Annotated in this window: 16 protein-coding genes; 11 read left to right on the top strand and 5 right to left on the bottom strand. The window is 60.4% G+C overall.

What is annotated here, in order from left to right; translation table 11 throughout:
- Positions 1-120 precede the first annotated feature (120 nt).
- The 11 genes from aroQ (at position 121) to ACZ0A4_RS27335 (ending at position 13,015) form a co-directional block, all read left to right on the top strand.
- Positions 121-573 (top strand): type II 3-dehydroquinate dehydratase, encoded by a 453-nt coding sequence (aroQ, locus tag ACZ0A4_RS27385; RefSeq protein WP_007914604.1) that lies wholly within the window; start codon positions 121-123, stop codon positions 571-573.
- Between the two features lie 48 nt (positions 574-621).
- Complete coding sequence (accB, locus tag ACZ0A4_RS27380; protein WP_141125794.1) at positions 622-1,080, top strand: acetyl-CoA carboxylase biotin carboxyl carrier protein; 459 nt, start codon at positions 622-624, stop codon at positions 1,078-1,080.
- 17 nt (positions 1,081-1,097) lie between these two features.
- Positions 1,098-2,456: an acetyl-CoA carboxylase biotin carboxylase subunit gene (accC, locus tag ACZ0A4_RS27375; RefSeq protein ID WP_102899385.1), complete on the top strand. Its 1,359-nt coding sequence runs from the start codon at positions 1,098-1,100 to the stop codon at positions 2,454-2,456.
- 282 nt (positions 2,457-2,738) lie between these two features.
- Positions 2,739-3,617 (top strand): 50S ribosomal protein L11 methyltransferase, encoded by an 879-nt coding sequence (gene prmA / locus ACZ0A4_RS27370; RefSeq protein WP_463577060.1) that lies wholly within the window; start codon positions 2,739-2,741, stop codon positions 3,615-3,617.
- Positions 3,618-3,647: 30 nt separating this feature from the next.
- Positions 3,648-4,928 (top strand): DUF3426 domain-containing protein, encoded by a 1,281-nt coding sequence (locus tag ACZ0A4_RS27365; RefSeq protein ID WP_463577059.1) that lies wholly within the window; start codon positions 3,648-3,650, stop codon positions 4,926-4,928.
- A gap of 185 nt (positions 4,929-5,113) precedes the next feature.
- The gene (gene dusB, locus ACZ0A4_RS27360) at positions 5,114-6,124 is read left to right on the top strand and encodes a tRNA dihydrouridine synthase DusB (protein ID WP_129388513.1); all 1,011 of its coding nucleotides are present in this window, start codon (positions 5,114-5,116) and stop codon (positions 6,122-6,124) included.
- Positions 6,121-6,441: a DNA-binding transcriptional regulator Fis gene (gene fis, locus ACZ0A4_RS27355; RefSeq protein WP_002555375.1), complete on the top strand. Its 321-nt coding sequence runs from the start codon at positions 6,121-6,123 to the stop codon at positions 6,439-6,441. The genes dusB and fis overlap by 4 nt, the downstream gene beginning before the upstream one ends.
- An 83-nt stretch (positions 6,442-6,524) precedes the next feature.
- Positions 6,525-8,132, top strand: a complete 1,608-nt coding sequence (gene purH / locus ACZ0A4_RS27350) for a bifunctional phosphoribosylaminoimidazolecarboxamide formyltransferase/IMP cyclohydrolase (protein WP_463577057.1) — start codon at positions 6,525-6,527, stop codon at positions 8,130-8,132.
- A 49-nt stretch (positions 8,133-8,181) separates the two neighbouring features.
- Complete coding sequence (gene purD, locus ACZ0A4_RS27345; protein ID WP_122599660.1) at positions 8,182-9,477, top strand: phosphoribosylamine--glycine ligase; 1,296 nt, start codon at positions 8,182-8,184, stop codon at positions 9,475-9,477.
- A 99-nt stretch (positions 9,478-9,576) separates the two neighbouring features.
- On the top strand, positions 9,577-12,354 hold the full coding sequence (locus ACZ0A4_RS27340; protein ID WP_463577056.1) for a hybrid sensor histidine kinase/response regulator: 2,778 nt from the start codon (positions 9,577-9,579) through the stop codon (positions 12,352-12,354).
- A 64-nt stretch (positions 12,355-12,418) separates the two neighbouring features.
- On the top strand, positions 12,419-13,015 hold the full coding sequence (locus tag ACZ0A4_RS27335; protein WP_463577055.1) for a MarC family protein: 597 nt from the start codon (positions 12,419-12,421) through the stop codon (positions 13,013-13,015).
- A gap of 82 nt (positions 13,016-13,097) precedes the next feature.
- Here ACZ0A4_RS27335 and ACZ0A4_RS27330 read toward each other — a convergent pair whose 3' ends face one another.
- The 5 genes from ACZ0A4_RS27330 to cobG all read right to left on the bottom strand — a co-directional run bounded on the left by ACZ0A4_RS27330 (position 13,098) and on the right by cobG (position 24,896).
- Positions 13,098-19,961: a TcdA/TcdB pore-forming domain-containing protein gene (locus ACZ0A4_RS27330; protein WP_463577053.1), complete on the bottom strand. Its 6,864-nt coding sequence runs from the start codon at positions 19,959-19,961 to the stop codon at positions 13,098-13,100.
- 589 nt (positions 19,962-20,550) lie between these two features.
- Positions 20,551-22,251, bottom strand: coding sequence for a precorrin-3B C(17)-methyltransferase (cobJ, locus tag ACZ0A4_RS27325; RefSeq protein WP_463577052.1), 1,701 nt, complete (start codon positions 22,249-22,251; stop codon positions 20,551-20,553).
- A complete protein-coding gene (locus tag ACZ0A4_RS27320; protein ID WP_370872600.1) occupies positions 22,251-22,985 on the bottom strand; it encodes a precorrin-2 C(20)-methyltransferase in 735 nt (244 codons plus the stop codon). The genes cobJ and ACZ0A4_RS27320 overlap by 1 nt, the downstream gene beginning before the upstream one ends.
- On the bottom strand, positions 22,982-23,608 hold the full coding sequence (locus ACZ0A4_RS27315) for a precorrin-8X methylmutase (RefSeq protein WP_115985456.1): 627 nt from the start codon (positions 23,606-23,608) through the stop codon (positions 22,982-22,984). Before ACZ0A4_RS27315 ends, ACZ0A4_RS27320 begins: the two co-directional genes overlap by 4 nt.
- A complete protein-coding gene (gene cobG, locus ACZ0A4_RS27310; RefSeq protein ID WP_463577051.1) occupies positions 23,601-24,896 on the bottom strand; it encodes a precorrin-3B synthase in 1,296 nt (431 codons plus the stop codon). Before cobG ends, ACZ0A4_RS27315 begins: the two co-directional genes overlap by 8 nt.
- Between the last annotated feature and the right edge of the window lie 20 nt (positions 24,897-24,916).

Below are 24,916 nucleotides of genomic sequence, written 5' to 3'. Positions count from 1 at the left end.
ATATTTCGCGCAAACATCGGCCATCGTGCTGGCTATTGCATAGAACTGGACAGTCACAAAGTCTTTGCGGCATAGTCGCCGGGTTCTGAGCTTTGCTCACCCATAACAAGGACAACGCAGATGGCAACCCTACTGGTGCTGCACGGCCCCAACCTGAACCTGCTCGGCACCCGCGAACCCGGTACTTACGGTTCAACGACCCTGGCGCAGATCAATCAGGATCTGGAGCGCCGCGCCCGTGAAGCCGGCCATCATCTGCTGTATCTGCAAAGCAATGCCGAGTACGAATTGATCGACCGCATCCACGCCGCGCGCGGCGAAGGCGTCGATTTCATTCTGATCAATCCGGCGGCTTTTACGCATACAAGTGTCGCATTACGTGACGCGTTGCTGGGAGTGAGCATCCCATTCATCGAAGTGCATTTGTCCAACGTGCACAAACGCGAACCTTTCCGCCATCACTCTTACTTCTCCGACGTAGCGGTGGGAGTGATCTGCGGCCTTGGCGCCAGCGGTTACCGACTGGCCCTGGAGGCTGCACTAGAACAGCTTGAAACACAGGCAACGACTTGAACTACAAGCGTTAAGCGCCCCTGACCGACCCTTGGGAGTTGATGATTCATGGATATCCGTAAAGTTAAGAAACTGATCGAATTGCTGGAAGAGTCCGGCATCGACGAGCTCGAGATCAAGGAAGGCGAAGAGTCCGTACGCATCAGCCGTCACAGCAAGACCCCAGCTCAGCAGTACTACGCACCGGCTCCGATGCAAGCACCGGCCGCTGCGCCTGTTGCTGCTCCGGTTGCTGCTGCAGCCCCGGCGGCCGCTGCTGCTCCAGCGCTGAACGGCACTGTTGCCCGTTCGCCGATGGTCGGCACCTTCTACCGTAAATCTTCGCCAGCCTCGCCAGCCTTCGTTGAAGTCGGCCAGACCGTGAAGAAAGGCGACACTCTGTGCATCGTCGAAGCCATGAAGATGATGAACCACATCGAAGCTGAAACCAGCGGTGTGATCGAGTCCATCCTCGTCGAAGACGGCCAGCCGGTTGAGTACGACCAACCGCTGTTCACCATCGTTTGAACTGCGGAGAGCCTTTGATGACTGCGAAGTTGGAAAAAGTTCTGATCGCTAACCGCGGTGAGATCGCCCTGCGGATTCTGCGTGCCTGCAAAGAGATGGGCATCAAGACCGTCGCCGTTTACTCCAAGGCCGACAAAGAGCTGATGCACCTGGGTCTGGCAGACGAATCCGTCTGCATCGGCCCGGCGTCTGCCGCTCAGTCCTACCTGCACATCCCGGCCATCATCGCGGCTGCTGAAGTGACTGGCGCTACCGCCATTCACCCAGGCTACGGTTTCCTCGCGGAAAACGCCGATTTTGCCGAGCAGGTCGAGAACTCCGGCTTCGCCTTCATCGGCCCGAAAGCCGACACCATTCGCCTGATGGGTGACAAGGTCTCGGCCAAGCACGCGATGATCGAAGCAGGCGTACCGACCGTTCCAGGTTCTGACGGCCCATTGCCGGAAGACGAAGAAACGGCGCTGCGCATCGGTCGCGAAGTCGGCTACCCGGTGATCATCAAAGCCGCTGGCGGCGGTGGTGGTCGCGGCATGCGCGTCGTGCACAAGGAAGAAGACCTGATCGCCTTCGCCAAACTGACCCGCACCGAAGCTGGCGCGGCGTTCGGCAACCCGATGGTCTATCTGGAAAAATTCCTGACCAACCCGCGTCACGTGGAAGTGCAGGTTCTTTCCGACGGTCAGGGTCACGCGATCCATCTGGGCGACCGCGATTGCTCGCTGCAACGTCGTCACCAGAAAGTCCTCGAAGAAGCGCCGGCACCGGGCATCGACGAGAAGGCTCGCGAGGAAGTACTGGCTCGCTGCGTCAAGGCGTGCATCGACATCGGCTACCGTGGCGCCGGTACTTTCGAGTTCCTCTACGAGAACGGTCGTTTCTACTTCATCGAAATGAACACCCGTGTTCAGGTGGAGCACCCGGTTTCGGAAATGGTCACCGGTATCGACATCGTCAAGGAGATGCTCAGCATCGCCGCTGGCAACAAGTTGTCGTTCACTCAGGATGACGTGGTAATCCGCGGTCACTCGCTGGAATGCCGGATCAACGCTGAAGACCCGAAAACCTTCATGCCGAGCCCGGGCACGGTCAAGCATTTCCACGCCCCAGGCGGCAACGGCGTTCGCGTCGATTCGCACCTGTACAGCGGTTATGCGGTTCCACCGAACTACGACTCGCTGATCGGCAAGCTGATCACTTACGGCGCGACCCGCGACGAAGCCATGGCTCGCATGCGCAATGCCCTGGACGAAATCGTGGTTGACGGGATCAAGACCAACATCCCGCTGCACCGTGATCTGGTTCGTGACGAAGGCTTCTGCAAGGGTGGTGTGAACATTCACTACCTTGAGCACAAGCTGGCTGGCGAGAAGCACTAAGCTTCAGCCCGCACCAGACAAAGCCGCCCTCGGGCGGCTTTGTTGTTTGTGCAGGCTTCACAAATCCCTTGTGGGAGCGAGCCTGCTCGCGAAGAGGCCGTAACAGTCTCCATCTTCATTGCTGATCCACCGCATTCGCGAGCAGGCTCGCTCCCACAGGTTTCAAGCCACACAACATCTGCGCTACAAATGCTCCTCCCACAAACCGCGCGCGCTCGCGTAAACTTGCGCGCTTCTCGCCGGCCGCTAGGCTGCAATCAATATTTTTCAAAGGTGCCCGCCATGCCTTGGCTGCAAGTACGTCTCGCCATCAGCCCGGAACAAGCCGAAACCTACGAAGACGCTTTCCTTGAAGTGGGCGCCGTTTCGGTGACATTCATGGACGCCGAAGATCAGCCGATCTTCGAGCCGGAACTCAATACCACACCGCTGTGGGCACACACCCACCTGTTGGCGCTGTTCGAAGGCGGCACCGAACCGGCACCGGTTCTGGCCCATCTGGAACTGCTGACCGGCAGCCCGCTGCCTGAGCATCACAGCGAAGTCATCGAAGATCAGGACTGGGAACGCAGCTGGATGGACGGGTTTGAGCCGATGCGTTTCGGCCAGCGCCTGTGGATCGTGCCGAGCTGGCACGCCGCGCCGGAACCTGATGCGGTCAACTTGCTGCTCGATCCGGGCCTGGCCTTCGGCACCGGCACGCACCCGACCACCGCGCTGTGCCTGGAATGGCTCGACGGTCAGGACCTGAAAGACAGCAACGTGCTCGACTTCGGTTGCGGCTCGGGGATTCTGGCGATCGCCGCCCTGCTGCTCGGCGCGAAAGAAGCGGTTGGCACCGACATCGACGTGCAGGCGCTGGAAGCTTCGCGCGACAACGCCGGGCGCAACAACATTGCCGATGAGCTGTTCCCGCTGTACTTGCCGGAAGATCTGCCGCAAGTTCAAGCCGACGTGCTGGTCGCCAACATTCTCGCCGGCCCGCTGGTTTCGCTGGCGCCGCAACTCTGCGGGCTGGTCAAGTCCGGTGGACGTCTGGCGCTGTCAGGTATCCTCGCCGAACAAGGTGATGAAGTCGCTGCCGCTTATGCGCAGGACTTTGATCTCGACCCGATCGCCAATCGCGATGGCTGGGTGCGCATCACCGGCCGTCGGCGTTAATATGACCGCCTGCATAATCCGGATCGCCGCATGACCGACAGCTTCGTCACCCAGTGCCCGCATTGCCAAACCAGTTTCCGTGTCAGCCATGCTCAATTGAGCGTGGCCCGCGGGGTGGTTCGCTGCGGCTCCTGCCTGCAAGTGTTCAACGCCGCCAAGCAGCTGCTGGAACAACATGCCGGCAAGGACGCGGTGACACCGGTTGCACCACCGCTCGCCGAGCTGCCGGTCGAGGCGTCGCCGAACAGTGCCGCGCCGCCTGTTGTCGAGTCACCCGCCATTGAACCTGCGGCACCGCGTGCCACCAGCCAGAAACAATGGAGCGCCTCGGCGCTTGATCTCGACAGCCTCGACCTGGACGAAGAACTGGCTCGTCTCGAACAACGGGAAATCCAGCCCGCTACCGAACTTGGCCGCCCGCGCGAAGAGTCCCTGAGTGCCCGTCGCGACAGCCCCGAGCCCGATGATGCCGCGTGGCCTGGCAGCCTCTTCAGCGAACCCGCCGATGAACGGATCCCTGAGCCGGACGACGAGCCACAAGTCGACGACATTGAGCCGCTCACCCGTGAACGCACCGAGCCCTCGCTGTCACTGGAACCGGTGGATCTGGATGACGAGCCGGCGATTCCGCATCTGCGCCTGCACGACCCGATCGACCCCAATGCTCGCCGCGAACGCGTGTCGGCCAGCGACGAAGTCGATGCTGACTTACCATCGATCGAACCGCTGCGCAAAAAACGCGAGCGCGCAGAACCCGGCGTACGCGCCGAAGTCCTGCAAGACCTGACCGACGACCCGTTGCAACTGGACTGGCAGAAACGCCGCTCACCGTGGGGCCGACGCATGCTCTGGCTGCTGTTGGTGCTGCTGGCGGCGGGAGGACTGGCTGCCCAGTACATCTCTTATCACTTCGATGAGCTGGCCCGACAGGATCAATATCGCCCGTGGTTCCAGCAAATCTGCCCGCAGATCGGCTGCACGGTGCCGTCCAAAGTCGATATCGCCCGAATCAAGAGCAGCAATCTGGTGGTGCGCAGCCATCCGGAGTTCAACGGCGCGCTGGTGGTCGATGCGATCATTTACAACCGTGCGACGTTCTCTCAGCCGTTTCCATTACTGGAACTGCGCTTTGCCGACCTAAACGGCCACCTGATCGCCAGTCGTCGCTTCAAACCCGGCGAATACCTGAGAGGGGACCTCGAAGGTCTGGCGGAAATGCCGCCGCAGACGCCGATCCACATCGCGCTGGATATTCTCGATCCAGGCCCCAAAGCGGTGAATTACAGCCTGAGTTTCCACTCGCCCGAGTGAATCCTTGTGTCGCTTTCGAATTGACGGCGGTTTTCTGACTTTGCTACCCACAACCAAACCGGTGGCGATAACAGAATAACTGTTCAGATTTTGTTCAATTCAGCCTTTATCCAGTCATCGAGAGCGGGTATCATGCCAACCCTTTTTCGAACTCTCATGATCCGGCCCCACCTCAGGGAAGTCCTATGTCGGCGGTACGCATCGGCCCATACACATTGCAGAACGGCTTGATTCTCGCCCCGATGGCGGGCGTCACCGATCAGCCCTTTCGTCAGCTGTGCAAGCGTTTGGGCGCAGGGCTTGTAGTCTCGGAAATGGTCACCAGTGACATGAGCCTGTGGAACACCCGCAAGTCGCGCATGCGCATGATCCACGAAGGCGATCCCGAGCCACGCTCGGTGCAGATTGCCGGTGGTGATGCACAGATGCTGGCGGATGCAGCCCGGGCCAACGTCGAACTGGGCGCACAGATTATTGATATCAACATGGGTTGCCCGGCAAAGAAGGTCTGCAACAAGGCCGCCGGTTCCGCGTTGTTGAAGGACGAAGCACTGGTGACCGAGATCCTGCAGGCCGTCGTGGCTGCGGTTGATGTGCCGGTCACCCTGAAGATCCGCACCGGTTGGGATCGCGACAACAAGAACGGTCTGACCGTGGCGAAGATCGCCGAGCAGGCCGGGATCACCGCGCTGGCAGTGCATGGCCGCACTCGCGCCGATCTGTACAAGGGTGAAGCCGAGTACGACACGATTGCTGCGATCAAGCAGGCCGTGTCGATCCCGGTGTTTGCCAATGGCGATATCGATTCGCCGGAAAAGGCCCGTTACGTCCTCGACGCAACCGGTGCCGATGGCCTGTTGATAGGCCGCGCTGCCCAAGGGCAGCCATGGATTTTTCGCGAGATCGAACACTTCCTGCGCACCGGTGAGAAATTGCCGGCGCCGGAGCTGGTCGAGGTGGAACACATTCTGCTGGAGCATCTGGCCGCACTTCACGCTTTCTATGGGGACGTGATGGGCGTGCGCATTGCGCGCAAGCATGTGGGCTGGTATCTCGCAACCTTGCCGGGCGCCAGGGAATTTCGCGCCCACTTCAATCGTTTGGATGGTACGGAAACACAATGCGCCAACGTTCGGGAGTTCTTCGCCGAACGTTACAAGAGCCTGACAGGGGACGAAGAAGGGGTGGCCGCATGACGATGATGACCGAGACTTTAGTGAGTGGAACAACACCCGTGAGCGACAACGTGAATTTGAAACAGCACCTCAATACCCCGAGCGAAGAAGGTCAGACCCTTCGCGGGAGTGTCGAGAAGGCGCTGCACAATTATTTCGCCCACCTTGAGGGCGCGTCCGTCACGGATGTGTACAACCTGGTGCTCTCCGAAGTCGAGGCTCCCCTGCTCGAAAGCGTGATGAACTACGTCAAGGGCAACCAGACCAAGGCCAGTGAGCTGCTGGGACTTAACCGCGGCACGCTGCGCAAGAAACTCAAGCAGTACGATCTGCTGTAAGCATTCAATCAAACCAGAAAGGCGCCCGCGTAAAAAACGGTCGCCTTTTTTGCTGACTTCCTTTGCTTTTGATGGAAATTGAGATGACCGACCAGACTACCCGCCTGCCGATCCGCCGCGCCTTGATCAGCGTTTCCGACAAGACCGGGATCCTCGAATTCGCCAAGGAGCTTGAAGCTCTGGGCGTCGAGATCCTCTCCACCGGCGGGACGTTCAAGCTGCTGCGCGACAACGGTGTTGCTGCAGTGGAAGTCGCGGATTACACCGGTTTCGCCGAGATGATGGACGGTCGGGTGAAAACCCTGCACCCGAAAATCCACGGCGGCATCCTCGGTCGTCGTGGTATCGACGACGCAATCATGAGCGAGCACGGCATCAAGCCGATCGATCTGGTTGCCGTTAACCTCTACCCGTTCGAAGCCACCATCAACAAGCCAGGCTGCGACCTGCCGACCGCTATCGAAAACATCGACATCGGCGGCCCGACCATGGTCCGTTCGGCAGCGAAAAACCATAAAGACGTAGCGATCGTGGTGAATGCCAGCGATTACGCCAGCGTGCTGGAAGGCCTCAAGGCCGGCGGCCTGACCTACGCTCAGCGTTTCGACCTGATGCTGAAAGCCTTCGAACACACCGCGGCCTACGACGGCATGATCGCCAACTACATGGGCACCGTGAATCAGGCGGCTGAAACCCTGTCGACCTCCGGCCGCAGCGAATTCCCGCGCACCTTCAACAGCCAGTTCATCAAAGCGCAGGAAATGCGCTACGGCGAGAACCCGCACCAGAGCGCGGCGTTCTACGTGGAAGCCAAGCCTGCCGAAGTCGGCATCGCCACCGCGACCCAACTGCAAGGCAAAGAACTCTCGTACAACAACGTGGCCGACACCGACGCTGCGCTGGAATGCGTGAAGAGCTTCGTCAAACCAGCCTGCGTGATCGTCAAGCACGCCAACCCGTGCGGCGTGGCAGTCAGCCCGGACGCTGAAGGCGGCATTCGTCAGGCCTACGAACTGGCCTACGCCACCGACACCGAGTCGGCGTTCGGCGGGATCATCGCCTTCAACCGTGAACTGGATGCCGAGACCGCCAAAGCGATCGTCGAACGTCAGTTCGTCGAAGTGATCATCGCCCCAAGCGTCAGCGAAGAAGCTCGTGCGATTGTTGCGGCCAAAGCCAACGTGCGCCTGCTGGCCTGCGGCGAGTGGTCGGCTGACCGCGCTGCAGCGTGGGACTACAAGCGCGTCAACGGCGGCCTGCTGGTACAGAGCCGCGACATCGGCATGATCAGCGCCGATGACCTGAAAGTCGTAACCAAGCGCGCCCCGACCGAACAGGAAATCCACGACCTGATCTTCGCCTGGAAAGTCGCCAAGTACGTTAAGTCCAACGCTATCGTCTACGCCAAGAACCGTCAGACCATCGGTGTCGGCGCTGGCCAGATGAGCCGCGTAAACTCGGCGCGTATCGCCGCGATCAAGGCTGAGCATGCCGGCCTGCAAGTTGCCGGTTCGGTGATGGCATCGGACGCGTTCTTCCCGTTCCGCGACGGCCTGGATAACGCAGCCAAGGTCGGTATCACTGCGGTGATCCAGCCGGGCGGCTCGATGCGTGATGCTGAAGTGATTGCTGCTGCTGACGAGGCCGGCATCGCTATGGTATTCACCGGCATGCGTCACTTCCGTCACTGATTATTGCTTGATCGTACCCACAGAATTAGCGTCATCCGAGGTTTTTGAAATGAATGTTTTGATCATTGGCAGCGGTGGCCGTGAACACGCCCTGGCCTGGAAAGTGGCTCAGGATCCGCGCGTGCAAAAGGTTTTCGTTGCACCGGGCAACGCTGGCACCGCCATTGAAGCCAAGTGCGAGAACGTCGCCATCGACGTGCTGGCCCTTGAGCAACTGGCCGACTTCGCCGAGAAAAACGTTTCCCTGACCATCGTCGGCCCGGAAGTACCGCTGGTAGCTGGAGTCGTCGACCTGTTCCGCTCCCGTGGTCTGGACTGCTTCGGCCCGACCGCCGGTGCTGCGCAGCTGGAAGGTTCGAAAGCCTTCACCAAGGATTTCCTCGCACGCCACAAGATCCCGACGGCCGACTACCAGAACTTCACCGAGATCGAGCCGGCACTGGCTTATCTGCGTGAAAAAGGCGCACCGATCGTGATCAAGGCCGATGGCCTGGCCGCCGGTAAAGGCGTGATCGTCGCCATGACCCTGGCCGAAGCCGAAGACGCCGTGCGTGACATGCTCGCGGGCAACGCTTTCGGTGACGCCGGTTCGCGCGTGGTCATCGAAGAATTCCTCGACGGCGAAGAAGCTTCGTTCATCGTCATGGTCGACGGCAAGAATGTGCTGCCGATGGCCACCAGCCAGGACCACAAACGTGTTGGCGACGGCGACAGCGGCCCGAACACAGGCGGCATGGGGGCTTACTCCCCTGCCCCGGTGGTTACCGCCGACGTGCACAAGCGCGTGATGGATCTGGTGATCTGGCCGACCGTGCGTGGCATGGCTGAGGAAGGCAACGTCTACACCGGTTTCCTCTATGCCGGTCTGATGATCGACAAGGCTGGCAATCCGAAGGTTATCGAGTTCAACTGCCGCTTCGGCGATCCGGAAACCCAACCGGTAATGCTGCGTCTGCAGTCGAGCCTGGTGCTGCTGGTTGAAGCCGCATTGGCGCAAGCGCTGGACAAGGTTGAAGCGCAGTGGGATCCACGCCCGAGCGTCGGCATTGTGCTGGCTGCTGGCGGCTACCCGGGCGACTACGCCAAGGGCGCGGCGATCAACGGTCTGGATGCAGCCGCCAGCCTGGAAGGCAAAGTCTTCCACGCCGGTACCGCATTGAAGGACGGCAACGTCGTCACCGCCGGCGGTCGCGTACTGTGCGCCACCGCAATGGGCGCAAGCGTCGGTGAAGCGCAGCAGCAAGCCTACAAGCTCGCGGCAGCAATCGACTGGGAAGGCTGCTTCTACCGCAAGGACATTGGCTACCGCGCCATTGCCCGTGAGCGTGGCGAAACCCAGGAATAAGCTGTACCTCAAGTCCGGCGAGGGATACCGTTCCTCGCCGGGCTGTTCCGCCGCCGCGCATCGTTATATTCTGGCATCAACCTACGAAGGGATTTCGCCGTGCGCTGGCTCAGGATTGCCATAAGCTTCACCGTCACGTTGCTGACCTTGCTCTGCATGCTCCCGGCCCAGGCCGCGCAAGGCAGTGGCTGGTCGGTATTGCTTGATGATCAGGGCAATCTGCAACTGAGCGACATCCGCTCCACTCGTTACACCAATCAATTCAGCCCCATCGACCTTGACCGCCTCACCGCGTCCGAGCCCGATGGCGCCTTGTGGCTGCGATTCAGGCTGGCGCCCGGCAAACACGAACAAGTGCTGCGCATCTTCGCCCCCGATCTGTCCCAGCTCAATCTCTACGTACTCGACGGCGACAAGCTGGTCGAGCAACGCAACACCGGCACCGATCAGCCGCAGGCCGAACGACCGTTGCCGAGCAGCGACTTCATGCTGCCACTGCCGCAGAGCGACAAACCTCTCGACGTCTATCTGCGTCTGGTTTCCGACCATCAGTTGCGCCCGCATGTCACTCTGCAATCGGCGGTGATGAGCGCGGCTAACCACAATCAGACGCTGGTCTTCGGCTTGTTGTTCGGCTGCCTCGGCATGCTGTTGTTGCACAACCTGGTGCGCTACGCCTACTCCCGCTCGCGCAGCAGTTTGTGGCTGGCGGTCTGTGAAGGCTTGCTGGGGCTGAGTCTGTTGCTGCTGCTCAATCTCGCCGGCCCGTGGCTGCCGAACTGGCATGCGGTGCAGACGCCGGGCGCCTATCTGGCGTTGCTGCTGACCGCTCCGGCCGGATTGATGTTCGCCTATCGCTTCTTCGCTCCGCTCGGCCCGCACCCGCTAAACAAGCTGTTGATCGGCGACATCCTGTTTATCGTGACCTGCAGCCTGTTGCTGTTGTTCGTCAACACTCTGCCGCTGAACATCATTACCTATGCACTGGTAGCGCTCGCCGGCCTGAGCATGTTGTTCGTCGCGTTCTACCACTGGCAGAAGGGCTACCGTCCGGCGCGCCTGTTCGTCGCCGCCATGGTCGTGTTCAACATCGGTACATTGATCATTCTGCCTGCCCTGTTGGGGCTGACACTGGTGTCGCCGCAAGGCCTGATCATGACCCTGATGGCGTTCATCTGCATCAGCGGCCTGTTGATGAGCATCGCCCTCGGCGAGCGTCAGCGCAGCATCACCGAAAGCCGTTTCAGCGTCAGCCGCGACCTCGCCGCAAGCAATGCCGAGATCAACGCCAAAGCCGAGTTCCTCGCCAAGATCAGCCACGAAATCCGCACGCCGATGAACGGTGTGCTGGGCATGACCGAACTGCTGCTGGGTACGCCGCTGTCGGTCAAGCAACGCGACTACGTGCAGACCATCCATAGCGCGGGCAACGAACTGCTAACGCTGATCAACGAGATTCTCGACATCTCCAAGCTCGAATCCGGGCAGATCGAACTGGACGATGTGCAGTTCGATCTCAATGCCCTGATCGATGACTGTTTGAGCATCTACCGCGCCAAGGCCGAACAACAGAACGTCGAGCTGATCAGCTTTATCCAGCCGCAAGTGCCGCGAGTAATCAGCGGCGACCCGACACGCCTGCGCCAGACCCTGCTGAGCCTGCTGGAAAACGCCCTGAAGAAAACCGATGAAGGCGAAGTGCTGATTGTCGTCGCGCTCGACGAACGCAGCAGCAAACCACGCCTGCGCATCGCCGTGCAGGACAGTGGCGCGCCAATGGAGCAGGAAGAACGCGACGCGCTGATGCACGCCGAACTGCACAGCAAACACTTCCTGTCGGCCAATCGCCTGGGTGGCAATCTGGGGCTGGTGATCGCGCGGCAACTGATTCGTTTGATGCAGGGCGAATTCGGCATCAAGAGCGGCGCCACTCAAGGCAGCACGCTGTGGCTGACCTTGCCGCTGGATCCGGATCGCCTCGAACACCCGACCTCCGATCTTGACAGCCCGCTGCAAGGCGCGCGGGTGCTGGTGGTCGACGACAATGACACCTGCCGCAAAGTGCTGGTCCAGCAATGCAGTGCGTGGGGGTTGAATGTCAGCGCCGTGCCTTCCGGCAAAGAAGCATTGGCCTTGCTGCGAACCAAAGCGCACCTGCGAGATTACTTTGATGTGGTGCTGCTCGATCAGAACATGCCGGGCATGACCGGCATGCAGCTCGCGGCCAAGATCAAGGAAGACCCAAGCCTGAACCACGACATCCTGCTGATCATGCTCACTGGCATCAGTAATGCGCCGAGCAAGATCATCGCGCGCAATTCGGGGATCAAACGCATCCTCGCCAAACCGGTGGCCGGCTACACCCTCAAGACCACCCTCGCCGACGAACTCAACCAGCGCAACAAAGGTCAGGTGGTGTTCCAGCCGCAAGTGGTCACCGCCGCCACGGCCGCCAAAGTACCCAGCGACTTCCGCATCCTCGTCGCCGAAGACAACACGATTTCGACCAAAGTGATTCGCGGCATGCTCGGCAAGCTCAACCTGCAACCGGACACTGCTGCCAACGGCGAAGAAGCGCTGCAGGCGATGAAAGCCCAGCGTTACGACCTGGTGTTGATGGACTGCGAAATGCCGATCCTTGATGGCTTCTCAGCAACCCAGCAATTGCGCGCCTGGGAAGTCAGCAACCAACGCATCCGCACACCGATCGTGGCATTGACGGCGCATATTCTCGCCGAACACAAGGAACGCGCGCGTCAGGCCGGGATGGATGGGCACATGTCCAAGCCCGTCGAGTTGTCGCAATTGCGCGAGCTGATCGAGCACTGGGTTGCCCAGCGTGATCAGCAGAGTCGCGCCGCAACGCCCACCTCCTGAGCCGACAGACCCCGTAGCGCCTGATAGACTCCCCCACGACTTCCCTCGCCAGTGAGCTTGCACCATGCTCCATGTGTTATTCAGCGTTTACCTGAAGATGCTGGTGCTCTACAGCCCGTTCTTCGTGCTCTCTTGCTTTATCAGCCTGACCCGCGGTTATTCGCGCAAGGAGCAACGGCGCCTGGCCTGGAAAGTTGCGGTGGCCACGCTGGTCTCCAGCGTCTTGTTGTATCTGTTCGGGCGAGTGATTTTCGATGTGTTCGGCATCACTGTGGATGCATTCCGCATCGGCGCCGGCAGCGTGCTGTTCATTTCGGCGCTGGGCATGGCGCAGGGCAAACCGGCAGTGCAGGCCGACAACGTGCAGCAGGACGTCACCATTGTGCCGCTGACCATTCCGCTGACCGTTGGCCCGGGCACCATCGGCGCCTTGCTGGTGATGGGCGTCAGCCAGCCGCACTGGGACGACAAGCTCACCGCGATCATCAGTATCACGCTCGCCAGCTTCACCGTGGGCGTGGTGCTGTACCTGTCCAATCGTATCGAGCGGATTCTGGGTGATCAGGGTTTGCAGATCGTCAGTCGTTTGATGGGACTGTTTGTCTGCGCCCTGGCGGCGCAGATCATTTTTACCGGGATCAAAGGCTATTTGGTGCCCTGAGGCCGGCCCCCGAGCGCCGGTCAAATTAAAACGCCGTGAACGACAACGTTCGCGGCGTTTTGCTTTCAGTTGAATTCACCGGTCAGGGCAAACGCTCAGCCACCACGACCAGACTGGCGATTACCTCATTGCCCTGCACGCTCGCAAAGGCCTTCAACCATTGTTCGAATGCGAACACGTACTCAGAGCCAGCGATTTTGACAGCCAGTTCGCATGAACCCTGCTCCTCACTCCCGCGGACGATCAGACTGTGGCCATTGTCCGGGTCGGCGAGTACCAGGTGGCCTTCGACCCGCGACATCAGCCAATGCCCACACTCAGGCATATCCAGCACCAGCAAGCCAGGTTCCGTCTCCTGCTCCCCGGAAGGGCGCCGTACATCAACAACGATGCAATCCAGACGCTGCCAGGTTGCGGCCGATATCCGATAACCCTCTGTGTGCGAACCAAAGGTCAGAATCAACCTTTCGATATTGTCAGGAAGCAATGGCTGCACCTCGGTGAGGTCATCACTCACTTCCAGCACCATGACCTCCTCGTCACGGTGGGCGTAGCTACCCGGCAACCAGACGCCATCGACCGTTCCGGCGCTGAAGATCAATGGGTCAGTCGGGTCGAACAGCAGCGGATTGGCCGCATCACGCGTACCGAGGAACGTCGGCCATTTTGCATCGTTCCGAGCAGACACCTCGAATAGTCGATCAAGCTTCGGCACGTAGTATTGGTAACGATTGCCGGTATTTTCGACGGGGAGAAACGCGGCATGGTCTTGCCCGTCCAGCCACTGTTTTAAACGCTCCTGCAATTGCGCAGGCGTCTGGTCAGGGACGTATGACCAGCGGTTTTCCATGCCGACAATTCGCGCCGGTTGCTGATCCTGCAGTTGCAGCGTCACACCTTCGCGGGTACGCCCGAGCAGCCCGTCGCCATGCGGCAGCACTTCGCAAAACGCCCACGACGCCCAGACTCGCTCGGCCTGCGGCAACGCTTGGCGATGCAGCAACACGCTGCCGTTGCCGAACGCCGTGCGCATCTGTTCGAGGGCCACGAGCGTCTGGCGCCACAGCTGCCCGGAAGAAACATCAAACAGCCAAACGGCCTGCCGGTCGGGCGTCAGCCCCAGCAACGTCAGCTCGTGGTTACCCATGGAGTCCATCAGCACAAGCTTTTCGTCAATACACCATACGGGCAGAAACGTCTGACCCACTTGGGCACGCAGGCCGATGATGGCAAACGCGGCGCGGCTGTATTCCTTGGCAAGCGCCGATAATGCCGTCAGCCAATCGGGATTTTGTTGCAGCCAACGCTGGCCGAGGCCGACAAACTTCAGCACATCTCTATCAAGCTCGGACAGCCAATTGTCGTCCGTGGCGCCGAGGTCGATTTCGAAGAGTCGCCCGTCGTCCTGGATGGCCAGGAAGCTTTCGCCAACGCGCGTAACATCGATCACACCCTTCGCAAGCGCCTTGTGCCACACCACGTCGTCACGCAGCTCGATGCCATGACTGAGCATTTGAGTTTGCCGGCTGTAAAACAGCAGCGCAGCGGCGGGATCAGAGGCTCGAGGCATCAGCAACACCCAGTCCGCGTCACTGTCGGCGCCCGCCCGGAAGTACCTGTCGTGATGCGCGGCAACCCATGCCCGCTCAAGCAGCTGATCGAAGGACCAGGCACGGGCGTGAATGTATGGCGCGTAGGTCCACGTGCTGATGGGCGAAGCCATGCCGGGTGTCTCGTCTGCGTAGGGACGACGTTGTTTCTGGCGATGGCGGAAAAACCCGATTCTCGTGCCCTCCTCGGGCTTGAGGAAAGAGTTTTCCAGACCGGGCGACCACATGTGGATGTCCGTCAGGGTCACTTCGCGGTCGGTCAGATGGAATTCCAGTGTCGTGCGCACGTTCATGGGTGCTTGCTCAACCAACTGCTGCGAAACTCGCAGAGTGCCATCCGCCAGTTGTGCGAAAGCGCTGATTTTCGTACCGGGTTCCACGCTCAGTAACCGATAACGATGCACGACCAGGCCGGTGATCACATCGACACGCCAGACCGTGGCATGCTCGGGATGATAAAACCATGCATGGGCAGCGTTGGCGGCGCCCAGCATCAGGCCGTCGTTGACCTTGCGCGGCAGATCGCGCGCGTATAACAGGCGTTTTTGAGCGACGTCGTAAAAGGCCGTTGTGCGCACAGCGTTGCTGGCCGGATTGAACGGAACCTTGAACCGGTGAAGCGTGACGTAACCAGTGCCCAGGCGCCCCTCATGGTCTCGCTGGCGGAGACGGACAAGGACATCACGCGCAATGGTTTTATCATCGTCGAGAGTGATGGAAACCAGGCGCAGCGCCTGACGCTGCCAGTCCAGTTGAAACAACTCTCCCCCGGCCAGTTCGATCAGCCCCTCGAATGCCGACAGCACGATACCGTCGACCGTTAGTTGACGCCCCGCCAGGTATGTCTGCGGGGCGCCGTCATCCAACATGGGAACGTCATCAAAGCAGACCTGCTTGATGCTGGCCCAAGGGGCATGCACCAGCCATTGGGTCGCTCCATTGAATTTCACGGTGTTCAGTCCCGGCGTCAGACGAAGCTGGCAGCGTTCTGACGTGGCGCTGATTTCGTAGGACAGCTTTTGCTGGCACTCCATCGGCAAGGTCGGCACCGCCAGTTGGCGCACCTGCTCGTCCAGCACCACGCTGATCGTTGTCGGTTTGTAGACCGGATGCAGTTTGTACAGGATGTGCTTGAGCGACGGCGTACTGTGCAGATAAAAGCGCCGTTTACCCTGCTCGTCGTATTCCAGCTTGTCCGCCTCACTGTTGCGCAATTGCGGATAGCGTGTGTGGATGCGCTTATCCAGATGAGTCGTCAGCGTATCGCCCAGCACCGTGAACGGATTGAAAAACGAGTACCAGTGTGGCTCAGGCATTTCACTGGTGTGGCGCGGTCCAACTTGCTCTCCCGGCAGTGGCTCATACACATAGCCCGCACCTCCCAGTTGATATTCGTAGCCGTAATAACAAACCGGCGTGCAAGGCAACACCACGGTATGCAGTGCGGCAGTCCCTTGGATATTCAGGGCTATGCTCTCGGGTAGACCGAAAGCGTGCCGGATATTGAGGGAACGGTGTATCTGCTGCGGATCATCGTTGTATTGCGGCAATTCGAGTGCGCCGCCGCCCCACGGATAAAAGCGCTGACTGTCAAAGCGCACCCGCCGATCCTGCAAATCCAGATGGGTGATGACGGCTTCCAGCGGGAACTGCAACACCCCGTCTTTGACAGTGAAAGCGCCCGGTTTGTAGGCGTTGTGGATGGCTCGCAAATGATTGCCGACCGCTGTTGCCTTGTCGGCAATCTGCCCAAGATTGCTGCCGATGGCCGTGGCACCGATGCCGATACCGAGCAGCGGCACAGACAGAAAAGCCGCCGCGGCGCCAACCGTTCCGCCTGCCGCCAATGCCACAACATCCAGTCCCAACGCCACTGCGTTGAACGCCAGAGACGTGGAGAACCGCGAGCGCTGCTCGTGATTTTGCGCCAGTGACAGGTTGTGAATGTCGAAGCCGATGTTGACCAGCGAAAACGCAAAACCAACGCCAGTTGCCGCGCGACCGAGCACACCGGCGGACAACGACGACTGGCGCAAGCGCAGCGCCTGTTCACTGGCCACCACTTGCCGCACCAGGTTGATCATCTGCGCGGTATCGCTGAGTACACCAAAACCCAACTGCGCATAGCTGACGTAAACCTGAACCTGCAACGCAATCGACAAGGCTGGCAACTGATCACCGGCCTGGTATTCACGATGACGCATTTCACTGATCAGCGTCTGGATCGCAAAGGCGAAACTCAAGCGGCTGCCTCCATCCGCCTCGGGCGGAGCACTCGGTTTGCCTGCCTTCATCCTCTGATGCAAATGCTGCTTGAGCTGAGTGAAGCGCGGGTCGGCCGTGGTCGCTGTTCGCACTTGATGCGGATTCTGTGCATCGACCAACGTCAGCGAAAAACCGCCGTCCGCCTGCGGTTTGAGCGTTTCCAGCAAAGGCAAATATTCCCGCCCGAGTGAATGTTCACTGCGCAACTGCTCCGTGGCCTGATCAAACGCCTGCGCCCAATAGCGCGCATCCACCTGTGCCAGGCTGGCCCCCATCCGCGCGTTTTCGCCGAGCGAACGCTGGCGCGCCACGGCCTGTTTTGCCCAGACCGGGACACGGCGTGAATCATTTGAAGGAATGCGCAAAAAACTGTCCAGACGCAAACCCGTCGAAAGCTCGCGGGCCGCCATCGCCTGGGTGTTCAACTCGATCACGTTGAATCGCGCCCCGGCCATCTCGCCCAGACCGTAGAGCCTGGCCAGGGCACTGTCGCCTGCGCTCAGATAACGCTCAATGCCTAGTTTCACCTGCGCACCTTCGGCGAACGCATAAATGGCAAAGTTCGGGTCGTAGAATCGATAGACGAATTGGCCTGCTGTCTGCACTTTCGCCACCAGCAAGGCGTGATCGCCGGTGTCGAGCAACAGGACGGTAGCCGCACTTTTCGCCTCAAGTGTCTGGATGACCGAGCCCAGACTCTGCAAGCCGCGGGAGTCACCAATAGCACTGGTGGGCAAGGCCCGCAGTTCATTCAACGCACTGAGCAAAGCCTGCGAACTCGGTTCCTGATGGTTGACGTTGGCCGTGGCGACATGCCCTACCAATGTCCGTTCGGCCGACTCGCCGGCAGCCACCGCTGCGCCCATCAGCAACGCCAGCGGATAACACCGACGTCCCGGATCACTGCTCGTGTGCATCAGTAAATCCTGCGACAGTTGCCGGGCCGAGGTCGCGCCGGCCTCGACGAACATCTCGCGCACCTGCGCACTGCGCTGAAGAATTCGCGAACGGTATTCACCTTGCGCCGTGCGCGTGATCTGTCCGATACGCTCGCCCCATTGGCGCAAGGTCAGTGCTTCAAACAGTGCCTGAACCTTGAGTTCGCGGGCCGTCAGGAGGCCATGCACCTGTCCACCCACCAGCGCGGCCTCGAAGGCGGGCGACTGCCGCTGACGCAGGGCTTTTTCAACCGCATCATAACGCGCGAAAGTACCGTCGCCGTCAGTGTCGACAGCGAGGTCGCGCACGGTTTGCCAGACGCTGGCAAAGCTCGCGTCGTCCAGACTTGTCGCCCCGAAAATGCCCCCCAGCATGACGCGCACTAACGGGCTGAGTTGTTCCAGCGGCAGGGAATCATGGGCAATGCGGCTGAGCAGTTCGTTGAGGTTGCTTGAGGATTCGGCGCCATGGGAAACGGGCAGTTCACGCACAGGTTGCGCAAGGATCAACTGACGATTATCGAAGCCGATGGAAAAGTGCTTGGTGAAGGTGATGTCACCGCTGAGCTTGTCCCTCATGGCTCGCACAAAGGGCTCACCCAGATCATCCATCAGTTGTTGCAGGACCGACGTCAGCAGCACCGCTTTACCGCCGACTACGGGCCAGCCTTGTTTGAACGTCAGCGTCTGTTGCGGCTGAAGCAGAACCGCCAGTTGCCCGGTGTAGCGTGATATGAGTTTGCCGGTTTTCCACTTTTCCTGCTCTTTGGCCAGCCATTGCTCGGCATCATCATTGACGGTCCAACCGGAGATCGCTTCCTCCTCGGTCTGCACGTTGTAACCCTCGGCCAGTCGCAAGCGCTCCTGAACCGTAATCTCGTTGTCCGGCAGGAGGTGAGTCTCGACATAGTTTTTCAACCCGGTAACCGCCGCTCCGGGCCCGGTAAGCGCAATGGTGCCGCGCGCTCCGACGCGAATGCCGTCACGGTAGTAACTTAAAATGGCCTCGCTCAACTTACCCAGAAAATCCTGCAGCGTACGCGTCAGCTGCCCCTGCTCGATTTTCTCGTTCATGACGTTTTCTATGACATCGAGCAATCGTTCAGTCTGTGACCAGTCTACCGACGAAGCGATGGCCGACTGTTCAACCGCCTGGAGGCAGTCATAGTTGAAGCGGATCAATTGCATGACCGCGAGCGTCATCTCGCTTTGCGGTTGTGCGAGCAGATAAGCGTTCATCTCCCGGCTGAATTGCGCGCCCATACGCAGGCCATGCTGCGGGCTGTGGACTTCAGGCGGTGCGACAAATATATGCTCGACGCCGGGCTTGCTGCGGGCAAAGACCAGCAGGGCCTCGCGATGTGCGGCAGGCAATGCATCCGTGTGATCGGTGTAGCGCAGACGATCGCGACCGGGCATCAACGTTTCATCATGATTGAGCAAAAGCTGCAAAACCCCTAGCCGTTGCTCGTCACTGAACCCACTGATGTCGACACCGCCCAGTCTGTCAGCCAGCGGCGGCAAGTAATCCATGTCACTGTAACGCCCGCCTTCGGCATATTCGGCCTGCAAGCGAACAACGTCACTTGCCGCCGCAAAGTTACCGCGCATTGATACTTCGCGTTGATAGACATCCTCTAGAAAGTGCCCGGCGAACTCCCGCCGAACATCACGCAACTGCAAGTCGCTGCCGGCCATTTGCTGATGGCTTTGCAAGCAGCGTTGACGAAAGGCTTCCAGCGTCGTGCGTTCTTTGCCGTAAGCGCGCACCATCAGGTCGATCCGGGCCTGATCAGCGTTCCCTTGCCATTGCGGTTGTTGCAGGTACTCGAACATTTCGCGCTTCAATACACGCGCACGATCTTCGATCATCTTTGCAAGTTCATCGGGGTTGGTCACGGTGTCCCCGCCAGACTCCATCGCAGCAACTCTGGCGCTGTCGGATATAACCCGATTCATTTCGAAAGCCAGTAACGCATCGCTGTCGTACCAGAGATTGAACTGGTAATTCTCGGCAGCCAGCACCTGACGCCAGATATTCATGTAATCGCGCTGGATATTGCCAACCTCACTGCCGCCCACCCAGACAAAGTGCATGATTGCGGGTATCGGACCGGGCACCTCACTGAGCATGTTTACAGTGCCTGCCAAACGGGCTGTGTAATCGCGCAATTGTTCTTCGACGGTATCGACCAACGCTATTGCGGGCGCTGAGTTACGCTTTGCCAAGCGTTCAAAATTTTCCAGAAAGAGCGCTACAACCTGCAGCTTTTCAGCGAGGCTCGTGGCTTGGCCGGCCTGTTCGTAAAGCGCCACCAACATTGCATATTCGGCAGAAGCGGAAAACACCTTGAATGCACGCTTTAACGCGGAGTATTCATCGACCGAAATAAAATTAAACTCGTCAACATATTGCTCCATGATACCCATCAGACTTAATCCTTTATTCGTTGAGAGAATCCTCAACGAAGTTAGTCTGCCCGCGGGGGAACTTCAAAAAGCACAAAACTCAAATAATTTCCCAAGAAACATCAAACAACAGACGCGTTGCTTCCGCGCATGATTCGGTAACAAACAGACGCATGACCCGTCGTTCGATAAACAAACGAAGCGGCGCTCCCAACGGATGTACCGCTGTAATTTAAACTTAATCGTCCGGTAACGAAGTTCGACTTGATGTCACACCGAGGCAACTTATTTACAACTTGCCTCGGCTCGGCACTCAGGAAAGCGGCTTTTCGCCGTACCAGCGCGGCGTGTAAACCCAATCACCGCCGCTGGCACGCGCAAATGTGCAGGTGGTGGACGAACCAATCAGCACCATGGTGCGCATGTCCACTTGCTCCGGGGTCAACGCGCCCAGTGTCGTAGTGCGCAGAGTCTGGCCGGGCCGACCGATGTCGCGGCCCAACACCACCGGTGTTTGCGGCGTGCGATGCTGCGCGACAATCTCCAGCGCCCGGCCCAATTGCCATGGCCGCGCGCGGGAGATGGGGTTGTAGAACGCCAAGGCCAGATCCGCTTCAGCGGCCAGATCCAGACGCTTTTCGATGATCGACCAGGGCTTCAGGTTGTCCGACAGCGACATCACGCAGAAGTCATGGCCCAGCGGTGCGCCGGCTTGCGCGGCGGTGGCCAGCGAAGCGGAAACGCCCGGAAGGATTTCCAGATCGACGCTGTGCCACGCCGGATCGGCCGACTCGTGCAACGCTTCGAGCACTGCGGCAGCCATGGCGAACACACCCGGATCGCCCGAGGACACAACGATCACCGAGCGCCCCTTGGCAGCCAGCCTGAAGGCATGACGGGCGCGTTGCATTTCTTCGCGGTTGTCGGTGCAGTGCTGCACTTGATCGTCGCGAAACGGCCCGGCCATGCGCACGTATGTTTCGTAACCGAGCACATCGGTAGCGCGAGCCAGTTCGGCTTTTACCGCCGGCACCATCAGCTCGGCAGCGCCGGGGCCGAGGCCGATCACGGCGAGACGACCGCGTGGCCGGCCAATGCTGCAAACCTCCAAAGGCTGCTCGGCGACCGCGATTGCCATGCCGTGGCCAATCAGGACGGTTGCCGCTGGCACTGCGGCATGCGCCAGGGTTTCGAGGTTGCTTTGTGCCGCGACAAAGCGCAGCGGCACACCCAGTTCAAGCGCCGCTTCACGCAAAAGCGGCGAAGCCATTTGTGTCTCGCTGGCCAGCAGACAGGCCAGCGAATGCACGGCAATTTTCGCCTGCTGCAATGCGCTGCGAACGGCATCCGCCAAGTCCGCCGTTTCGGCACTCACTGCCACCGCCACGCTGCGTGGATAGATCAGTAACTCACTGGCACTCGCTTCGCGCGCGGCACTGCCGACATGAATCGAACGCTGTGCCTGCGGATCTTCCGGCAACTGCGCCTGATCCAGCCACGGCGCCGCGCCTTCGATGCGCACACTGTGGCCAGCCAACAGATCGGAGACAAAACGCTTGCCCAGCTCCAGATCGCCCAGTGCGTAACCACTCGGCGGATTGAGCAAGCACGTACCAAAACGCAACTCGCCGCTGGTGGTGATCGCCGCGGCGACGTGCAGCCCGGCAGCAATCTCTCGCGCCATGACATTCACCCCGCCGAGGCCGCCCAACAATGGCACTACGGCGCTGCCGTCTTCGGCCACGGCGAGCACTGCCGGTTCGGCGCCCTTTTCCAGCAACAGCGGCGCCAGCGTGCGGATGACGATGCCAGCGGCGCACAGGGCAATGATCGGCGTGTCCTGCTGATACAGCGCGCGCAGGGTCGCGCCGAATTCCTGATAGGTGCAATCGGCGCCTTCGACGCGCCCGGCGAGGCCGTGGATCTGCGCTGCTGGATAGACCTGCTGAATGCGCCGCGCGGTGGCCAGGCTGCCCTGACCAAGAATGACGATGGCGGGGGTGGATTGAGTCATCAGCCTTGCCACCGTTCGCCTGGCACGATGATCAGCGAGAAGTACGGCGACGACATCGGCTCGACCTGATCCATCGGCACGATCTTCTGATTGGCCATGGTCGCACGCTCGACGTACAGCGCGCGCTCGGCCAGACCGAGTTCTTCAAGCACCTGACGCACTTTCGGGAAGTTGCGCCCCAGCTTCATGATCACCGCCGCGTCGGCGTCGGCCAGTCGGCGTTTCAATTCTTCATGGGGCAACACGCCGGAGAGCACCGACAGGCTCTGATTGCGATACACCAGCGGCGCGCCCAGCACCGAAGCGCCACCGAGCATCGAGCAGACGCCCGGCACCACTTGGGCTTCATAGCGGGTGGCGAGGCGATCGTGCAGGTACATGTAGGAACCGTAGAAGAACGGATCACCTTCACAGATCACCGCGACATCGCGACCGGCATCCAGATGCGCGGCCACCGTCTCGGCGGCCTCATCGTAGAAATCGCTGATGACTTGCTCGTAGGAGAGCGGCGCCGGCAGCGCTTCGGTGGTCACCGGGTAGACCAGCGGCAACAGGTTCTGTGCCTCTTGCAGGTGCGCCTCGATGATGCCGAACGCATTGCCCTTTTTGCCCTTGGCGACGAAGTACGCCACCACCGGCGACTCGCGCAGCAGGCGCAGGGCTTTGACGGTAATCAATTCCGGATCCCCCGGGCCGACGCCCAGGCCAATCAAACGTCCTTTGGCCTGCATCATTCGATCTCCGTGGCGAGGGCGTTAACGGCGGCGGCGGCCATGGCGCTGCCACCGAGGCGACCCTGCATGATCACGAACGGTACGCCACGGCTGTCGGCGGCCAGTGCGGCCTTCGATTCGGCAGCGCCGACGAAGCCGACCGGAAAACCAAGAATCAACGCCGGTTTCGGGGCGCCGGCATCAAGCATTTCCAGCAGATAGAACAGTGCGGTCGGCGCGTTGCCGATTACCACGACGCTGCCTTCCAGATGCGGACGCCACAGCTCCAGCGCGGCAGCAGAACGGGTGTTGCCCAACTCGCGGGCCAGTTCCGGCACGCTGTCGTCGCGCAGTGTGCAGATCACTTCATTGTTGGCCGGCAGGCGTGCACGGGTCACGCCTTCGGAGACCATCCGCGCGTCACAGAGGATCGGCGCACCGGCCGCCAGCGCATCGCGCCCGGCCTTGCCCGCACCCTCGGAGAACTGCAGACCGTCGACGGCTTCGACCATGCCGCAGGCGTGGATCACCCGCACCGCGAGTTTCTCCAGATCGGCCGGGATGCGCGCCAGATTGGCTTCGCTGCGAATGATCGCGAAGGAGTTGCGATAAATCTCCTGACCATCGCGGATGTAATCAAGCATCAATGGGGCTCCGAGAGCGGGCGGCGAGCAGGGTCGCGGCCGCTTCAATAGTAAGGTTGCGTGCGTGCAGCGCGCCGAAACCCGGCAGCGTTGCATCGCGAAAATAGAGGTCGTAATGACCGGGACTGACGGCCAGCAACGTCACCGGGGCACAGTGGGCAGCGGCGCAAGAGCGCGTGCAGCCGCTGAGGTGGACGTTGAGGGCCGAGGGCAGCAACGTCGCCAGATGACGCGCGTCCTGCTTGGTGTCGGCCAGGCCTTTGCCGCAGCCATTGGAGCCGGTGCAGGCGATCAGGCGTGCCAGGGGTTCGGCAGCGCGGGTCAACAGGTTCAGTTGTTCAAGTCCCTCGATCACTTGAGCCGCATCGCTTGCTTTGACATCCGGCAGCAGCAGGCTTTGCCAAGGTGTGAAACGCAAGCTGCCATTGCCGAACTGGCGGGCCAGTCGCGCCGCCCCGCGCAGCATCGCCGGATCGAGACGGCCCAGCGCCGGCACCGCACCGATGTACACCTGACCCGCCGTATTCTGTGGATGAACGCCGATGTGCAGATCGTCCGCAACGGCTGTGCGCTGCCATTGGCCGATCGTATTGATCGGCAGTCGCGCGCTCAGTTGTTCGAGAAACGCTGGTATCGGCAATTCGTCGAGCAAATGGCGCATGCGCGTCTGCTCGGGACGCGCCGACTCAAGAAACAATTCCAGCACCGCAACCACCAGTGCATGGCCGTGTTCCAGCGACACCGCGCCGATCGCGCGATCCGTCGGGCAGCCGGCCAGACCGAACGCCAGTAACACTTCACCCTCACGCTCGAATGCTGACAACCACAGGTCATGGGGGTGCTCAAGCATCGCCAGCGCTTCGCCGCCATCCAGTTGCACGGCGGACTTGGCGCTCAGCTCGTGGAAACGGGGATGGCTTTGCAGCGTGTCGAGGATCTGTTCGGCGAGGGGCCGGGTGTCGAAGTGCATCTGCCGATCAATCCCGGCAGCGGGGCTGAGCATCAGGTTGCGCACATCGTCAGCGGCCGCCGTGCGCGGGCCGAGACCGGCGGCGAGCAAGCGGTCAATCAGCGCAACAGACTGCGGGCCGATCCCACGAATCTGCAGATTGGCGCGGTTGGTCGCTTCGATAGCCCCGCCGAACTGTTCGGCTGCATCGGCCACTGCATCAGCCTGATCGGCACTGATCGACCCGCCATTGAGCTTGATCCGACAGATACCACCATCCAGTGCCTGGACGATACGCAGCAACCCCGGACAGGCCGAGGGACGTAAAGCGGTGGACATCGGGCGTTCGTTCAAGGGGC

This window comes from Pseudomonas sp. AC172 (assembly GCF_979258595.1).
The sequence above is the reverse complement of the archived record's forward strand: the minus strand, read 5'-3'. Positions and strand labels throughout refer to the sequence as shown.

What these genes read in the sequence shown, in the direction of transcription:
- ACZ0A4_RS27335 (WP_463577055.1), top strand. Translation starts at nt 12,419, where the DNA reads ATGCTCCATGTGTTATTCAGCGTTTACCTGAAGATGCTGGTGCTCTAC.
- fis (WP_002555375.1), top strand. Translation starts at nt 6,121, where the DNA reads ATGACGATGATGACCGAGACTTTAGTGAGTGGAACAACACCCGTGAGC.
- accB (WP_141125794.1), top strand. Translation starts at nt 622, where the DNA reads ATGGATATCCGTAAAGTTAAGAAACTGATCGAATTGCTGGAAGAGTCC.
- purH (WP_463577057.1), top strand. Translation starts at nt 6,525, where the DNA reads ATGACCGACCAGACTACCCGCCTGCCGATCCGCCGCGCCTTGATCAGC.
- purD (WP_122599660.1), top strand. Translation starts at nt 8,182, where the DNA reads ATGAATGTTTTGATCATTGGCAGCGGTGGCCGTGAACACGCCCTGGCC.
- ACZ0A4_RS27330 (WP_463577053.1), bottom strand. Translation starts at nt 19,961, where the DNA reads ATGCTCAGTGAGGTGCCCGGTCCGATACCCGCAATCATGCACTTTGTC.
- cobG (WP_463577051.1), bottom strand. Translation starts at nt 24,896, where the DNA reads ATGTCCACCGCTTTACGTCCCTCGGCCTGTCCGGGGTTGCTGCGTATC.
- ACZ0A4_RS27315 (WP_115985456.1), bottom strand. Translation starts at nt 23,608, where the DNA reads ATGCTTGATTACATCCGCGATGGTCAGGAGATTTATCGCAACTCCTTC.
- dusB (WP_129388513.1), top strand. Translation starts at nt 5,114, where the DNA reads ATGTCGGCGGTACGCATCGGCCCATACACATTGCAGAACGGCTTGATT.
- cobJ (WP_463577052.1), bottom strand. Translation starts at nt 22,251, where the DNA reads ATGACTCAATCCACCCCCGCCATCGTCATTCTTGGTCAGGGCAGCCTG.
- aroQ (WP_007914604.1), top strand. Translation starts at nt 121, where the DNA reads ATGGCAACCCTACTGGTGCTGCACGGCCCCAACCTGAACCTGCTCGGC.
- ACZ0A4_RS27365 (WP_463577059.1), top strand. Translation starts at nt 3,648, where the DNA reads ATGACCGACAGCTTCGTCACCCAGTGCCCGCATTGCCAAACCAGTTTC.
- accC (WP_102899385.1), top strand. Translation starts at nt 1,098, where the DNA reads ATGACTGCGAAGTTGGAAAAAGTTCTGATCGCTAACCGCGGTGAGATC.
- ACZ0A4_RS27320 (WP_370872600.1), bottom strand. Translation starts at nt 22,985, where the DNA reads ATGATGCAGGCCAAAGGACGTTTGATTGGCCTGGGCGTCGGCCCGGGG.
- prmA (WP_463577060.1), top strand. Translation starts at nt 2,739, where the DNA reads ATGCCTTGGCTGCAAGTACGTCTCGCCATCAGCCCGGAACAAGCCGAA.